Origin of the sequence: Georgenia yuyongxinii, assembly GCF_006352065.1 — a bacterium.
Taxonomy (GTDB): domain Bacteria; phylum Actinomycetota; class Actinomycetes; order Actinomycetales; family Actinomycetaceae; genus Georgenia; species Georgenia yuyongxinii.
Genome location: NZ_CP040915.1, coordinates 3,837,532 through 3,852,647, shown reverse-complemented (window position 1 = coordinate 3,852,647; position 15,116 = coordinate 3,837,532). Strand labels below are relative to the sequence as shown.

The 15,116-nt window shown below is 71.9% G+C and carries 15 protein-coding genes and 1 pseudogene; 9 read left to right on the top strand and 7 right to left on the bottom strand.

What is annotated here, in order from left to right:
* Positions 1–2 precede the first annotated feature (2 nt).
* The 3 genes from FE374_RS17525 to FE374_RS17515 form a co-directional block, all read right to left on the bottom strand.
* Complete coding sequence (locus FE374_RS17525) at positions 3–1,448, bottom strand: lipase maturation factor family protein (RefSeq protein ID WP_223173573.1); 1,446 nt, start codon at positions 1,446–1,448, stop codon at positions 3–5.
* A gap of 144 nt (positions 1,449–1,592) precedes the next feature.
* Complete coding sequence (gene yczE / locus FE374_RS19295) at positions 1,593–2,267, bottom strand: membrane protein YczE (protein ID WP_168205734.1); 675 nt, start codon at positions 2,265–2,267, stop codon at positions 1,593–1,595.
* Positions 2,268–2,337: 70 nt separating this feature from the next.
* Complete coding sequence (locus FE374_RS17515; protein ID WP_139930642.1) at positions 2,338–3,696, bottom strand: DUF4921 family protein; 1,359 nt, start codon at positions 3,694–3,696, stop codon at positions 2,338–2,340.
* A 59-nt stretch (positions 3,697–3,755) separates the two neighbouring features.
* On the opposite strand from FE374_RS17515, the gene FE374_RS17510 reads away from it, so the two are divergent.
* On the top strand, positions 3,756–4,109 hold the full coding sequence (locus tag FE374_RS17510) for a GNAT family N-acetyltransferase (RefSeq protein ID WP_230978377.1): 354 nt from the start codon (positions 3,756–3,758) through the stop codon (positions 4,107–4,109).
* An 11-nt stretch (positions 4,110–4,120) separates the two neighbouring features.
* On the opposite strand, the gene FE374_RS17505 is transcribed toward FE374_RS17510, so the two are convergent.
* Positions 4,121–4,513: a DUF5997 family protein gene (locus FE374_RS17505; RefSeq protein ID WP_139930638.1), complete on the bottom strand. Its 393-nt coding sequence runs from the start codon at positions 4,511–4,513 to the stop codon at positions 4,121–4,123.
* 83 nt (positions 4,514–4,596) lie between these two features.
* Between FE374_RS17505 and FE374_RS17500 the strand changes: the two genes are divergently transcribed.
* Positions 4,597–5,346, top strand: coding sequence for a LysR family substrate-binding domain-containing protein (locus tag FE374_RS17500; protein ID WP_139930636.1), 750 nt, complete (start codon positions 4,597–4,599; stop codon positions 5,344–5,346).
* 70 nt (positions 5,347–5,416) lie between these two features.
* Here the strand turns inward: FE374_RS17500 and FE374_RS17495 are convergent, their stop codons facing one another.
* Positions 5,417–6,073, bottom strand: coding sequence for a cytidylate kinase-like family protein (locus FE374_RS17495; protein WP_139930634.1), 657 nt, complete (start codon positions 6,071–6,073; stop codon positions 5,417–5,419).
* A 157-nt stretch (positions 6,074–6,230) separates the two neighbouring features.
* On the opposite strand from FE374_RS17495, the gene FE374_RS17490 reads away from it, so the two are divergent.
* Positions 6,231–7,097, top strand: a complete 867-nt coding sequence (locus FE374_RS17490; protein WP_139930632.1) for an aldo/keto reductase — start codon at positions 6,231–6,233, stop codon at positions 7,095–7,097.
* Positions 7,098–7,141: 44 nt separating this feature from the next.
* Here the strand turns inward: FE374_RS17490 and FE374_RS17485 are convergent, their stop codons facing one another.
* Positions 7,142–7,549 carry a type II toxin-antitoxin system VapC family toxin gene (locus tag FE374_RS17485; RefSeq protein ID WP_139930630.1) on the bottom strand — a complete coding sequence of 136 codons (408 nt, stop codon included), beginning with the start codon at positions 7,547–7,549 and terminating at the stop codon, positions 7,142–7,144.
* A gap of 181 nt (positions 7,550–7,730) precedes the next feature.
* Here FE374_RS17485 and FE374_RS17480 point away from each other — a divergent pair, with 181 nt between their 5' ends.
* From FE374_RS17480 to FE374_RS17465, 4 genes are all read left to right on the top strand, one after another.
* On the top strand, positions 7,731–9,239 hold the full coding sequence (locus tag FE374_RS17480) for a peptide MFS transporter (RefSeq protein ID WP_168205733.1): 1,509 nt from the start codon (positions 7,731–7,733) through the stop codon (positions 9,237–9,239).
* A 49-nt stretch (positions 9,240–9,288) separates the two neighbouring features.
* Positions 9,289–10,410 carry a M24 family metallopeptidase gene (locus FE374_RS17475; RefSeq protein ID WP_179957333.1) on the top strand — a complete coding sequence of 374 codons (1,122 nt, stop codon included), beginning with the start codon at positions 9,289–9,291 and terminating at the stop codon, positions 10,408–10,410.
* A 255-nt stretch (positions 10,411–10,665) separates the two neighbouring features.
* Complete coding sequence (locus FE374_RS17470) at positions 10,666–11,250, top strand: dihydrofolate reductase family protein (protein ID WP_139930624.1); 585 nt, start codon at positions 10,666–10,668, stop codon at positions 11,248–11,250.
* 119 nt (positions 11,251–11,369) lie between these two features.
* Complete coding sequence (locus tag FE374_RS17465) at positions 11,370–12,509, top strand: glycerate kinase family protein (RefSeq protein WP_139930622.1); 1,140 nt, start codon at positions 11,370–11,372, stop codon at positions 12,507–12,509.
* A 126-nt stretch (positions 12,510–12,635) separates the two neighbouring features.
* On the opposite strand, the pseudogene FE374_RS17460 reads toward FE374_RS17465, so the two are convergent.
* A pseudogene (locus tag FE374_RS17460) lies at positions 12,636–13,010 on the bottom strand (fumarylacetoacetate hydrolase family protein); the annotation flags it as partial.
* Between FE374_RS17460 and FE374_RS17455 the strand changes: the two are divergent.
* Positions 12,946–14,322, top strand: coding sequence for a hydantoinase B/oxoprolinase family protein (locus FE374_RS17455; RefSeq protein WP_456319082.1), 1,377 nt, complete (start codon positions 12,946–12,948; stop codon positions 14,320–14,322). The pseudogene FE374_RS17460 and the gene FE374_RS17455 overlap by 65 nt on opposite strands.
* Complete coding sequence (locus FE374_RS17450) at positions 14,319–15,110, top strand: 2-keto-4-pentenoate hydratase (protein ID WP_139930618.1); 792 nt, start codon at positions 14,319–14,321, stop codon at positions 15,108–15,110. The genes FE374_RS17455 and FE374_RS17450 overlap by 4 nt, the downstream gene beginning before the upstream one ends.
* The last annotated feature ends 6 nt before the right edge of the window (positions 15,111–15,116 follow it).

The following is a 15,116-nucleotide window of genomic DNA, read 5'->3' as shown; positions in this document are numbered from 1 at the left end:
GCTCACCGCAGCAGCGACCGCATCGTCTCCAGGCTCTGCGGAGCCACGAGAATTCCGGTCTCGCGGCGCACCCACCACTGGCGGGTGCGCCGCAGCTCCTCCCAGGTGGAGTACCGGTAGCGGAACACCCGGGCGCGCACGTATCGCGGCTGACGGCCGGTGAACGGGTCGCGGCGCAGCAGCCGCAACGTCGGGACGTCCGCCTCCAGCAGCCGGAGCAGGAACACGGTGAACCACCGGTGCTGCGAAGGGGAGCCGAGCGCGAGGAACCACATCCCCCAGTCCAGCCGCAGGTGGTAGGGCGCCCACTGCCGCGGCATCCGCCCGGTCGGGCCCGGCTTGCCCTTGAACTCGTACTCGTGCCAGTCGGTGGTGAACGGGTCCTCGTCCTCGGTGCCCTCGACCACCACCTCGTTGCGCCGCCGGGTGATCGACCCGAATGCGCCGTACGCGCCGGCCAGGTGCCACCGGTTGAAGGATGCGTTCATCTTCTGGTGGTGGTCGAGCAGGTTGCGCGCGGGCCACCAGCTGAGCACCACCATCAGCGCGGTCATCGCGAGCACGACGACGGCGAACCATTCCGGCATGGGTGCGTGCCCCGGCGTACCCACTGACCAGGGCAGCACGGCGTCGAGCTGCTCGTCGCCCACCGCGCTGAACGCCAGCAGCATGGTCAGGGCGTTGAGCCACGCGAAGTTCCCCGAGAGCACCAGCCAGGCCTGCGTGATCACGATGACCGCCGCGGCGAACGTGGCCACCGGCTGCGGCACGAACAGCAGGAACGGGACCACCAGCTGGGTGACGTGGTTGGCCGCGACCTCAGCCTTGTGCAGCGGGCGCGGCAGATGGTGGAAGAACCAGCTGCCCTGGTTGGGCATCGGTTGGGTCTCGTGGTGGTAGTACAGGCAGGTCAGGTCCCGCCAGCACGGGTCGCCGCGCATCTTGATCATCCCGGCCCCGAACTCCACCCGGAACACGAGCCACCGGAACAGGATGATCACCGTCACCGGGGCTGCGACGTCGTCCGAACCGAGAAACGCGGCGAGGAAGCCGGCCTCCAGCAGCAGCGACTCCCACCCGAAGCCGTAGAAGACCTGCCCGACGTTGACGATCGAGAGGTAGATCGCCCAGGCCACGGCGAAGGCGAGCAGCGGCAGCCACGGCGGCCCCGACTGGGGGAGGCCGACCACCAGCGTGGCCGCCACCGTCAGGCCGAGCCAGGCGAGCGCGACCAGCAGGACGTCGGAGTAGTGCCGGTGGAACATGCTCGGGGCCAGGCGGGCCGGCACCCGCGCGACGAAAGCCGGCACGGGCAGCAGCCCGTGCTCACCGAGGAGGGGCCGGAACTGGCGCAGCGCGGCGACGAAGGCCAGCACGTAGACCAGCGCGACGCCCCGCTGCAGCACGAACCGTGCCGCGTCGGAATTCTCCGCCCCGAACCAGTCCACGGCCCGGTCCCCTTCCCGTGCGCGTGGTCCCATTGCACACCCCGCCCCGAGCGCCCGCGAGATGTCATCTTCTCCGCGACATGTCCTGACATGTCGCGGAGAAGATGACATCTCGCGGAGATGGGCGCCGTCAGCCGGTGCGGCTCAGGGGCGTGAGACCCGCACCGCCGGCAGCGTGGACTGGATGACCTGGCCGACCAGGAGCGCGTAGGCGAGCGTCATGAGGCCGATGGTCCCGCCGAGGAGGAAGCCGACGCCGACGGCGACAACCTCGATCGTCGTGCGGATCGCGCGGACCGACCGGCCGGTCCGGGTGACGAGCCCGGTCATCAGCCCGTCGCGCGGGCCCGGCCCGAGACCGGCCCCGAGGTAGGCGGCGGTGCCGACGCCGTGGGCGAGGATCCCGAGGATCGCGGTCGCCACGCGGACCCACAGGTCGTCCGGGGCGGGCAGCAACCAGAGGCCCAGGTCCGCCCAGATCCCGGCCGTGAAGGTGTTGAAGACCGTCCCGGTGCCCGGTCGCTGGCGCAGCGGGATCCATGCCAGGAGCACGAAGAGGCTGGCGATCGTCATCCACGCACCCAGCGTGAGCGTCCCCGAGACCAGCCACAGCCCCTCGTGGAGCACGTCCCAGGGCATGTTGCCGACGGTGGCGTGGACCATGAGCGCGGTGCCCTGGCCTTGGAGCGCGAGGCCGAGGAACAGCTGGCTGTAGCGCCGGACCGGCCGGTGCCGGGGCCAGAGCCAACCGCGCCAGCCGGCGCCCGAGTCCACCCGTCCGGTGGGGTCGGGGTGTGGGCCGGTTCGCTCGCTCGTCACGGATTCGATCGTCGCACGTCCGCCGGTGGCGACCCGGGAGAGTTTCGTCACCGATCCCTAGGGCGCGCCCTCATCGCGGCGCGACGCCGGCGCCCTCCGCGTACCGCAGGGAGGACCGGCTCGCCGGGCACTCCGTACCGATGTCCATCGCGGCGATCCGCCCCGCCGCCCGCAGCTCACGCAGGCGCGGCACCACGCGGTCGCGCATGGCCCAGGGGTCGAGCGTGTTCAGGTAGATCTTGGTCCCGCCCTCGAACCCGGCGATGGTGGAGACCCGCCACTTGAGCATGATGCGCCAGGGCATGGCGGTGGCGACGTCGGGCGGGCGGTAGTGCCACTCCTCGTTCGTGGGCACGTCCGCACCGGTGGCCGCGTGGCAGGCGTGGAGAAGGTCGGAGATGCCGCGCAGCTCGGCGTCGTCGTGGTCCCAGGGCAGGTGACGCCGGCTCTTGGAGTAGATCTCCAGCGTGGGGAAGTGGTGCCCGAACCCGGCGAAGGCGACGGCGTGGTCGTTCTCGGCGACCACGAGGCCGGCGTCGAGGGCGTGGTCCACCACGGTGTTGAACAGCTGCGGGTCGGTGGCCAGGCGGGCGACCTCGGCGTCCGTCTGGCCGCCGTGCTCGTCGATGGCTACGAGCTGCTTGTGCAGGTGGTCGAACGAGGCCCCGGCCGGCCGCAGCCAGTTCTGGAAGACGGCGACATAGCGAGCGAAGGGGTTGGCCGCGTAGAGCGCGCGCTGGCTCGTGACCGTGAACGTGAGGAACCGGTGGTGCTCCGCGGGGGTCAGGGTGCCCGACCCGGCCAGCTGGTCGTTCGTCGTCGCGCCGTCGACGAAGTGGCGGCGGGCGATGACCACGTCGTGCCCGCCGGCGAAGAACCCTCTCGCGTGCTTCAGGCGTTCGCCCTCCGGCATCCCCGCCCACTGGGCCTCGGTGAGACCGCCGGCCCGCAACCGGTCGTGGACGACGGCGAGCACGTGCGCCCGGCCGGCCGGCGTGGCGAGGTAGTCGCGCTCGTGCTCGACGGCCTCGGACGGGGCGGTGTAGCCGTAGTTCACGCGCCAGTAGTCGTAGGACAGGATCGCGAAGAGGTTGGGCACCCGCCGGAACTCGGCGACGGTCGTGTCCAGCTCCGCCGCCGTCAGCCGTTCCAGCAGCTGCCACCCATGCTCGCCGTCGCCCTCGGTGGGGCCGGAGCGGACCAGGCGGGACCGCTCGGGCGGGGTCTGCCGATAGTTCTCGTGGCAGAACGCGCAGTAACGCCCGGCGGCCGCGGGGTCCACCGGTGCCGCCGCGGCCGGACGCACGCCCAGGGGCCGGTCGGCGCGCCCGGGCACCGACCACACCTGCGTGCCGGTCAGCGGGTTGACCTGCTTGACCGTGCCGTCGGGAAGCCGGGTCAGCGACGCCGCCTGGTGCGTGGTGCGCATGTGCGCACGGTACGCCCACGGAATCCTCCGGCGGCGGTCCGCGTTCGAGGGGTATGGACATGGTGGTCCGGCAAGCCGAGGAGCAGTTCGAGGCGTGGGTCGAAAGCCGGTACGCCGGTCGCACCCAGTTCATCGACGACGGCGGACGCCGCATCTTCTTTCACACCGAGGTGGCGCCGGAGTTCGGCGGGCAGGGGGTGGCGCAGCGCCTGGTCGGTGGCGCGCTCGCGCAGACGTGGGCGGCCGGGCTGCGGGTGGTGCCGGTGTGCCCGTTCGTGCGCGGCTACCTCACGCGGCACCCGGAGCTCGACGGCACGGTCGAGGCGGTGACCCGGGAGACCTGGCACCTGGTGCGGGACCTGCTGCCGCCCGAGGAGCGGGCCGCGGGGATGCCGGTGGTGGAGCCGACCTGAGCGTCTGAGCGTCAGTTCTCCAGCTGTTGCGCCCGCTCGGCGTCCCGTGTCTTGATCCGGGCGTTCTCCTGCCGGACCTCGGCCTGGGTGCGACGCTCCGCTGCGAGCCACGGCGGCATCTCCTCGAGCAGGGCCTTGATCTCGGCGGTGGTCAGCGGCTCGCTCACGCCGCCGCGCGCGAGGCCGGAGACCGAGACACCGAGGCGGCGGGCGACTTCCGGGCGCGGGTGCGGACCGTTGCGGCGCAGCTCGGCCAGCCACTCCGGCGGGTCGGCCTGCAGGTCGCTCAGCTGCTCCCGGCTGACCATGCCGTCCTGGAACTCCGCCGGGGTGGCGGCGAGCAGCACCCCGAGCTTGCGCGCGGCGGTCTGGGGCTTCATGGTCTGCTGCTTGGGGGCGCTCATGGCTGGCAAGCGTAGGCGGTGCACCGGCCCCGGCGGGCACTAGCCTTCTCGTGGGCAGCAGGACGTCGACCGGAGGGGCCGAGATGAGCGAGCCGTTCCGGATCGGGTACGCACCAGGGGTGATCCCCGACAAGTGGTCGCGCATCTGGGCCGAGCGGCTACCCGGCAGCCCGCTCGAGGCGGACCCGGTGGACGACGGCGTCCGCGCGCTGCACACCGGCGCGGCCGACATGTGTTTCGTGCGCCTCCCCGTCGAACGCGACGGCCTCCACGTGATCCCGCTCTACACCGAGGTCCCGGTGGTCGTGGTGGCCAAGGACCACCCAGTTGCCGTCTTCGAGGAGGTGGCCGTCGCTGATCTCGCCGACGAGCACCTGCTGCAGGACCCCGACGACGTGCCCGCGTGGCGCGAGGTCGCCATCGAGCTGCGCGAGGGCAGCCGCGCCGACGTCCCGGCGATGAGCATCAAGCAGGCCATCGAGGTGGTTGCGGCGGGCGCGGGCATCGTGATCGTGCCGATGTCCGTCGCGCGACTGCACCACCGCAAGGACGTGGTGCACCGGCCCGTGAGCGACGTGGAGGGCGCGCAGGTCGCGCTCGCCTGGTTGGTGGATAACGAGGATCCACGGGTCGAGACGTTCGTCGGCATCGTGCGGGGGCGGACGGCGCGTAGCTCACGCGGCGGCGACGACGGCGGGTCGCGCGAGAGCAGCGGGAGCAGTGGGACCAACGGCCGCGGCGACCGGCGGACGGCGGGACGGGCGGCCTCGGACCGGCGCCCCGCTTCGCGGGGTCGCAAAAGCCCGCGACGGGGCCCGGGCGGCCACCGGTAGGTGCCGGCACGGGGCTGTGGCTGGGCGCCTCTCGCCGCCGTGGAGCGCCTCAGCCCTGCGGCGGAGCGCCTCAGCCCTGCGGCGGAGCGCCTCGGCCCTGCGGCTGCCGCGCGCGTACCCGGCTGGCCGCGACGATGATCTCCACGGCCGTGTCGAGGTCGAGCCGCCCGGTGTTGATCACCAGGTCGTAGTACTCGTCCTTGCGGGGGTCCCACCCGTACAGGTCGATCGACATCACCGCACGGACCTGGTCCTCGCGCTTCTGCCGCTTCTCGGCACGTGCGAGGTCGATGCCGCTGTCCCGTGCGGCCCGTTCGAGGCGCTGCTGCAGCGGCCCGTCGAGCCGGACGTGCAGCGCACCCGGGCGGTCGGCCAGGATGAACGCGCCGTTGCGTCCCACGATGACCCCGCCCTGCGCGGCCTCGTCGAGCACGATCCGGGTGTTCTCCATCGTGAGCTCGTAGCTGTCGCGCTGCGCGGCGGTGACGTCGCCGACGTCGACACCGCCGTAGGACGTGCCGAGCGCTCCGAACACGCGGGAGATCAGACCCTCGTTCTCCCGCCGTGTCTCCCCCGCCTCGATCTCCTCGGAGGAGAACGCCTGCTGGTGGAAGGGCAGCCCGAGCGCCTCGGCCACCTTGGGACCGACAGCGGCGGCGCCGGAGCCGTACGACTCGAAGAGCGTCACGACGGGCAGGGTGCGCCCAGTCGGGGTGTCAGCGGTCATGGCAGCCTCCCTTGGTCCCGAGCCCCATGCTACTGAGCGGCACCCACACGGAGCGGGACTTCCGCCGTGGCAGGCACCGGCCTCGTCGGGGGAGACGGATATGGTGCGAGCGGAGGGCCGTCGCACTGCCGGCCCGGGTGAGAACCGGAGGAGCACGATGGGCCAGGTGCCGCAGGTGACGCTGAACGACGGGAACGCGATCCCCCAGATGGGTCTCGGCGTCTTCCAGGTGCCGCCGGAGGACACCGAGCGGGTGGTGACCGAGGCCCTCGCCGCCGGCTACCGGAGCATCGACACGGCCGCGCGGTACGGCAACGAGCACGGGGTGGGGGCCGCCGTCGCCACCTCCGGGCTGGACCGGGACGAGGTGTTCGTGGCGACGAAGCTGGCCAACCCGGACCAGGGGTACGCCTCCACCGTGACCGCCTTCGACGCCAGCGCCCGGGAGCTGGGCCTCGACGTCGTCGACCTCTACCTCATCCACTGGCCCGCACCGGCGCGGAAGGAGTTCCTCAACTCGTGGCGGGCGATGGAGGAGCTCCGCGCCGCCGGCCGGGTGCGGTCCATCGGTGTCGCGAACTTCTTGGTGCACCACCTCGAGGAGGTCCTGAACACCTCCGGCGTCGTCCCGGCGGTGAACCAGATCGAGCTGCACCCCTACCTCCAGCAGCGTGAGCTCCGTGCGTTCCACGCCGAGCACGGCATCGTCACCGAGGCCTACAGCCCGCTCGGCCGCGGCGGCGTGCTCGCCGATCCGGTCATCACCGGCATCGCCGAGCGGCTCGGCCGCACCCCCGCGCAGGTCGTGCTGCGCTGGCACCTCCAGCTGGGCAACGTGGTCATTCCCAAGTCCGTCCACGCCGCGCGCATGGCGGAGAATCTCGATCTCGGCGGGCCGGAGCTGTCGGAGGACGACATGACCGCCATCGCCTCGCTGGACCGCGGCGGCCGCACGGGCTTCCACCCGGACCGCTTCAACGGCTTCCCGGAGGACTTCGCGGAGGCGACGCAGCCGGTCGCGTGACCCACCCGCCGGCACGCGGCGGCGGGTCGAATCAGCGCACGAGGTCAGGCTGAGGGGTCGAGGAGCGTCGCGATCGGCGCCACCCGGACGACATCGGCGACGGCGGCCGAGAGGTCGGCGCTCGCGGTCACGAGGGCGTCGGCCTGCAGCTGCGTCAGCGCCACGTACTCGGCGTCGAAGGTCGACGCCCAGCCGAGCTGGTCGGCCACCTGCCACGCGCGACGGCGCAGCGCGGAGTCGCCCAGCAGCCGGATCCGCATCCGCCCGATCCGGTCGAGCCGGTCCCGGGCGGCGACGGCGGACAGGTCGCCACGGTGGACCGCCTCGTGCAGCAGGGACAACGTCTGCGAGCGGAGAAGCGTGGGGGCAAGCAGCTCGTGGGCTGCCGGCACCTCGGCCCCGCTCGCCACGAGGTCGAGCACGGCTCCGGCGTCGACGACGAACCTGGTCACCGGTCCCCCTCTCAACAACGGGCGAGGCAGGCGAAGACGGCCGGGTGCCCGACCGGTGCGGGCGCAGACCCGCGCCTGCGAGGAATCTAACTTGACCCGCGAGGAGTGCAGCGGCGGATGTGACCGATTGGTGGCGCTCCCGAGTGGCCGCGCTCCCCGTACCGGGAGCAGCATGGTCCGCATGGACGCGGACGACCAGGCCAAGGCCGGCACGTCAGCGGGGGTGCCGCTGACCGGCGAGCCCGGTGGCAAGACCTTCTTCGGGCAGCCTCGCGCACTGGCGAACCTCTTCAGCGTGGAGCTGTGGGAGCGGTTCTCCTTCTACGGCATGCAGGGCATCGTCCTGCTCTACATGTATTTCGAGGTCACCGAGGGCGGTCTCGGCCTCGACCAGGCCGCGGCCGCCGGCATCGTCGGCGCCTACGGCGGATCGGTCTACCTGTTCTCCGTCCTGGGCGGCTGGGTGGCGGACCGCCTCTTCGGCTCCGAGCGCACCATGTACGCCAGCGCCGTGCTCATCATGCTCGGTCACATCTCCCTGGCGCTGCTTCCCGGGGTACCGGGACTGGCCCTCGGGCTGATCTGCATCGCCGTCGGCTCCGGCGGGCTGAAGGCCACGATCACGAACCTCGTCGGTTCGTTGTATGCGCCCGGGGACACGCGCCGCGACGCGGGCTTCTCGATCTTCTACATGGGCATCAACATCGGCGGCCTCCTCGGCCCGCTGCTGACCGGTCTCGCCCAGCAGCGGGTGGGCTTCCACCTCGGCTTCGGCCTCGCCGCCATCGGCATGGCCATCGGCCTCACCCAGTACGCGTTAGGCCGGAAGAACCTGCCCGAGTCGGTCCACCACGTGCCCGACCCCCTCCCGCGCAGCAAGTACGGCCGGGCCATCGCCGTCGCCGTCGGCGCCGTCGCGGTGATCGCCGTCGCCGTGGCCACCGGGCTGCTCAACCCCGACAACCTGGCCAACGTCGTCGTGGGCGCCGTCGCGGTGGCGGCGGTGGTGCTCTTCAGCGTCCTGCTGACCAGCAAGCAGCTCGACGCCGACGAGCGTTCCCGCGTGTTCTCCTTCATCCCGATGTTTATCGGCTCGGCCGCCTTCTGGGCGTTGTTCCAGCAACAGTTCACCGTCATCACGATCTACTCCGACACCCGGCTGGACCGCGAGTTCACCGACCTGCCGCTGCTCGGGGACTGGACGATGCCCATCCCCTGGGTGCAGTCCTTCAACCCGTTCTTCATCATCGTCCTGGCGCCGGTCTTCGCTGCGCTGTGGACGAAGCTGGGGGATCGGCAGCCGACCACCCCCGTGAAGTTCAGCATCGGCATCGCCCTGATGGGGGCAGCGTTCCTGCTCTTCCTGCCGATGGTCGGCGTGGAGGCGGTCCCGGTGCTCTGGATCGCGGTCATCATGCTGGTCGCGACGCTGGGTGAGCTCATGCTCTCCCCGGTGGGCCTGTCGCTGGCCACCAAGCTGGCCCCCCGCGCCTTCCCGGTGCTCATGGTGGCGCTGTTCTACCTGTCCGTGTCGCTCGGGACCGCGCTGTCGGGCACGCTGGCCGGCTTCTACTCCGAGGACAACGAGGCGGCCTACTTCGGCATTCTCGGCGCGGTGACCATCGGGATCGGCGTGATCCTGCTGGTGCTCTCGCCGCGCATCTCCCGGCTGATGCGCGGCATCCGCTGATCCTCGTTCGCCTGGGTACACCGTTGGCAGCATGGAGGAGAGGTCCGCGATGAGCGATCCGTGGGAGCCGGCGGCCCTTCGCACACGGCTCGAGAAGACGACGAAGCTGGCCGACGACGCCGGCCTGGACGCCCTGCTCGTCACGCCCGGCCCCGACCTGCGCTACCTCTGCGGGTACGAGGCCCTGCCGCTGGAGCGCCTGACCTGCCTGGTGGTGCGCACGCAGGGCGACCCGGTGCTGGTCGTGCCACGGCTCGAAGCGCCGGCGGCGGCCGCCTCGCCGGCCGGCGCGCTGGGCCTGGACGTGCTCACCTGGGACGAGACCGCAGACCCGTACGACCTCGTCGCGTCCCTCCTGCCGGACGGGCGGCGGGTCGCCGTCGACAACCACATGTGGGCCGAGAAGGTGCTGAACCTGCGTGCGGCCATGCCGGGCATGGAGCAGCGGCTGGCCGGCGACGTGCTGCGCGAGCTGCGCATGCGCAAGAGCCCCGCGGAGATCCAGGCGCTGCGCGAGGCGGGCGCAGCGATCGACCGGGTGCACGACCAGGTGGCGCAGTGGCTGCGGCCCGGCCGGACCGAACGGGAGGTGGGCGCGGACATCGCTGAGGCGATCCGGGCCGAGGGGCACGCAGAGGTCGACTTCGTCATCGTCGGTTCCGGGCCGAACGGCGCGAGCCCGCACCACGAGGTCTCCAACCGGGTCATCGAGCCGGGGGACCCGGTGGTGGTGGACATTGGCGGGACCACCCCGGCGGGGTACTGCTCGGACTCCACCCGGATGTACGCCGTGGGCGACCCGCCCGCAGATTTCCTCGCCTACTACGACGTCCTGCAACGTGCCCAGGCCGCGGCGGTGCACCATGTGCGGCCCGGTGTCACCTGCGCGTCCGTGGACGCCGCGGCCCGGCAGGTCATCACGGACGCCGGGTACGGCGACCGGTTCATCCATCGCACCGGGCACGGCATCGGTCTGGAGACCCACGAGGACCCGTACATCGTGACCGGCAACGACCTCCCGCTGGAGCCGGGCATGGCCTTCTCGGTCGAGCCCGGCATCTACCAGCCCGACCGGCACGGCGCGCGCATCGAGGACATCGTCGTGTGCACGCCCGACGGCGTCGAGCCTCTCAACACGACCACGCACGATCTCGTCATCCTGCCGGCGTGAGAGCCGGGTCGCACGGCCGCGCCGCGGCCGATCGCCGACGGCGGCAGGTCCGCACTCAGGAGTACGACGGCGGCGCCACGGGCGGGGGTCGGTCGGGACGACGTCCAGGAGCGGATCGTCGAGGAGCTCGTCGATGGCCGCCTGGTCAGGTAGTACGCGGTGCTGGCACCCGCTGGCAAACCCGGCATGTCGGGACGCCGTCGTACAGTGACGGCATGGGCACGGCCGGGCGGCGGGTCGGCGAGGGAGCAGACCATGGGCACGATCAGCGCTGTTGAGAGCATCACGCTCGACGGGGTGATGCAGGCGCCAGGCCGGGCCGACGAGGACACCCGAGGCGGCTTCGTGCACGGTGGCTGGGCGGTGCCGTACGCGGACCACGTGGCGATGGAGTTCCTGGGCCAGGGCATGGGAAGAGCGGGCGACGTCATGCTGTTCGGCCACCGGACCTACGAGGACGTGCTCCACCATTGGACGACGACGACCGAGCCCAACCCCTTCACGGACGTCCTCGTGAAGACCCCCAAGCTTGTCGTCTCCCGCTCGAGCGGAACGGTGCTCGAGTACCCGAACTCTCGACTGCTGGCCGGCGAGGCGCTCCACACGGTGGCGCAGGCCGCGGCGGATGTCGGCGGCACCCTGGTGGTCCTGGGCAGTGGTGAGCTCGTGCGCGCACTCCACGCCGCCGGCCTGGTGGACGAGTACGTCCTGCAGATCCACCCCATCGTCCTGGGCTCGGGTACCAGGCTGTTCGCCGACGGCGAGCGCGCGAACCTCACGCTCGTGCGGTCGGTGACGTCGACAACCGGCGTGCTCCTCGCGCAGTACGCGGCCCGCTGAGCGCACGATCTCCGGTCTGCGCGACCACAGCACGTAACCTGACCACGGCCGTCACCTGGCTGCGCCAGCTCTCTGTCCCGCCAGTCAATGGCTGCGCCTCGTCACCTGAAAGGCCCCACATGAAGCTCGTCCTGGCCCCCGACTCCTTCAAGGAGTCCATGACCGCTCAGGAGGCCGTCGAGGCCATGTCCCGCGGGGTGCGCGCCGTCTTCCCCGACGCCGAGCTCGTGGCCGCTCCCATGGCCGACGGAGGGGAGGGCACCACCGCGGCGCTCACCGCGGCACTGGGTGGCGAGCTCGTCACCACCGCGGCCCACGACGCGCTGGGCCGGCCGATCACGGCGACCTACGGCTATGTCGCGGCCGAGCAGCTCGCCGTCGTCGAGGTGGCCGCCGCGGCGGGCATCGACCTGGTGGCCCCGGCCGAACGGGACCCGTTGCGGGCCTCCTCCGCCGGCGTGGGGGAGATGCTTCTCGACGCCCTCGACCGCGGCGCACGCCGTGTGGTGGTCGGCCTTGGCGGGTCGGTGACCAACGACGGCGGCGCCGGCATGCTCCAGGCCCTGGGTGTGCGACTGCTCGACGCCGACGGCGCCGAGCTCCCGCCCGGCGGTGGGGCGCTGGCTCGCCTGGCCGACATCGACGCCACGGGCCTGGACCCCCGGCTGGCCTCCCTCGACGTCGAGATCGCCTCGGACGTGACCAACCCGCTGTGCGGCCCCGAGGGCGCCAGCGCCGTGTTCGGCCCGCAGAAGGGTGCGACGCCGGAGATGGTCGCCGAGCTCGACCGGGCCCTGGGCGTCTTCGCCGAAGCGGTGTCCTCCGCGACGGGCCGGGACGTGGCCGACCGGTCCGGCGCCGGTGCGGCCGGCGGGCTCGGTGCGGCGTTCCTGGCGTTCTTCGACGCCCGGCTGCGCCCGGGCGTCGACGTTGTCATGGCCGCGGCCCGGCTGGAGGAACGGATGGCGGGCGCCGATCTGGTCCTGACAGGGGAGGGCGGCGTGGACGCCCAGACCCTGCTCGGGAAGACACCCTTCGGGGTAGCCCGCGCCGCGAGCCGCCACGGCGTCCCGGTGATCGCCTTCGCCGGCCACGTGGGCGACGGCGCGGAGCTGCTCTACGACAACGGCTTCGCCGCGATCGTGCCGATCGTGCGGTCGGTCACGGACCTGCCGACGGCGCTGGCGCAGGGGCAGGTCAACCTCGAGCGGGCGGTCGAGACCGTGTGCCGGGTGCTGGCGTTGAGCGGTCGCGGCTGACCCGGTTTCCCGGCTGCGCCGGTCGTGGTCCTCGCCTGACTCAGGTACCGAAATGAGCGTGCCTTAGGACGACGACGCGCCCGGAGACCAGCAGCGGCATCCGGACGCATCGACGACGTAGTGGGCTCAGCCCTCGGCGACGATCCGGTTCTCGATGGCGCCGAGCCCGTCGATCTCGGCGCGGACGACGTCGCCCGCCTTCAGGAAGCGCCCGGTCGGGGCGCCGATCCCCGACGGCGTTCCGGTGGCGAGGATGTCCCCGGGCATGAGCGTCATCACCTGGGTGAGGTAGGCGATCTGCTCGTAGATGTCGTAGATCATGTCCTCGGTGCGCCAGTCCTGGCGCACCTCGCCATTGACGGTCAGGCGCACGCGCAGCGCGAGCGGATCGTCGATCTCGTCATCGGTCGTCAGCCACGGGCCCATCGGGCCGTGCGTGTCGAACGACTTGCCGAGGGTGAAGGTGGGGGAGCGCTTGGCCAGCCAGTCGCTCAACTGCACGCTCTCGGGCCTGCGCGGAGGTGTCTTCGCCTCGGTGCTGCCCGTCATCGCACCGGACATCCCCTGGAACAGCGGCATCATGCGCGCGATCAGCGTGGAGGCGCCCGAAGGCCTGGTCGTCAACGCGAAGCAGCCCGCCCCCTGCGGCGGTGCCACCGTCGGCGGCGCCTACATGGTGAAGAACACGGCCCACTCCGTCATCTCCGCGCTCGCGACCGCGGACCCGTCCACCCGGGACGAGGCGATGGCTGAGTCGACCGGTTCCATCCAGGTGTTCCACGTCGGCGGCCTGAACCAGCACGGCTACCCGTTCGGTGGTGCGGTGACCGAGGCGCTGACCGGTGGTGGGGGTGCCACGGCGCACCACGACGGCATCGACTACGCCGGTCCGCACGAGATCCTCTCGTACCAGATCACCAACGTCGAGGGTGACGAGTCGAACTTCCCGCGGCTGTGGCTGCGTCGCGAGATCAACACCGACAGTGGTGGCGCCGGCCGTCACCACGGCGGCTCGTCGCTCAGCAGCGCCTTCACGGTGCACGACGCCAACTTCGTCCACGGCGTGCTCATGGCCCACAGCCTGTCCATGCCGTCGTCGACCGGTCTGCACGGCGGCCTCCCGGGCGCCACCCACCACGTGCGCCTCGCGCGCGGCACCAACGTCAAGAAGGCCCTCGCGTCTGGGGCGGCACCCGTCGGCGTCGGGGACCTCGATGGCCCCGTCACGGACTACGCCGGCAGCCCCGGCGAGCTGTTCCTCACCCCGGGCGACGTCGTCGACTGGTCGTTCCACGGCGGCGGTGGGTGGTGTGACGGGATCGACGCGGACGCCCAGAGCGTGGGCGCCGACGTCGCCCGGGCACGCATCTCCGTGGAGGGTGCGGAGCGGTACTACGGGGTGGTCGTGAAGGACGGCGAGGTCGACGTCGCCGCGACCACGCGCAAGCGCGACGAGATCCGCGCCCGGCGCATTGCCTGGCCGCGGTCAAGGTCCGGGGACGTACCGGCGGTCGCCACTCGTGCCGGTGCCCGGCGGATCGGTGACAAGCTGCTCCTCGCCGAGGCCGCAGGCGGTGGCCTGGTGTTCGCGTGCGACTGCGGCCACGTACTGGCTCCCGGGTCGGAGAACTGGAAGACGTTCGCCGGCCGCGCGACGCTCACCGCAGAAGACCTCGGTGCCAGGGTGAGGTTGCATCCCGAGCTGGTCGCCGACGGCTACGCCTGCCCGGGCTGCGGGTCGCTCCTCGCCGTCGAGGTTCGCTGGCAGCGCGACGAGCCGCTCCACGACGTCCAGCTGCAGCGGCTGTCGTGAGCGGCGACGACGAGGTCAGGGCAGCGGCCGAGCGCCTCATTCGTGCGGCGCAGACGAGGCAGACGTGCCCGCCGGTGCGCGATCTCATCGGGAGCAGCGACCTTGCCGCCGCCTACGCGGTCCAGGATGCGATCGCGGCCTGGCGCACGGCCGAGGGCGCCGTGGTGGTCGGCCGCAAGATCGGCCTGACCTCCACGGCCGTCCAGGAACAGCTCGGCGTGGACCAGCCCGATCTGGGCATCCTCTTCGAGGACACCCAGTACGCCGACGGCGAGACCGTCCCTTCCTCCCGGCTCATGCAGCCCCGGGCCGAGGCAGAGATCGCGTTCGTGCTCAAGGAAGACCTTGCCGACGGCGACCTCGGGCTCGACCAGGTGGCGGCCGCCGTCGACTACGCGGTCGCTGCGATCGAGGTCGCCGACAGCCGTGTCGCGGGCTGGGACATCACGTTCGCCGACACCGTCGCCGACAATGCGTCGTCGGGCGTCTACGTGCTCGGCAACGAGCGCAAGACCCTCGACGAGTTCACACCCCGAGATGTCGAGATGACGATGACGGTCACCGGCCAGGAGGTCTCCACGGGCAGCGGCGCGGCCTGCCTGGGTGACCCGCTCGTCGCCGTGCAGTGGCTCGCGCTCAAGGCGCGTGACTTCGGGCAGCCGCTGCGTGCCGGCCAGGTCATCCTCTCGGGCGCCCTAGGGCCGATGCGGGCAGTTGCTCCCGGAGCGACCGCGACCGCCACCATCGCCGCGCTCGGTTCGGTCACGCTGCACTTCACGGAAGGTTGACCACTC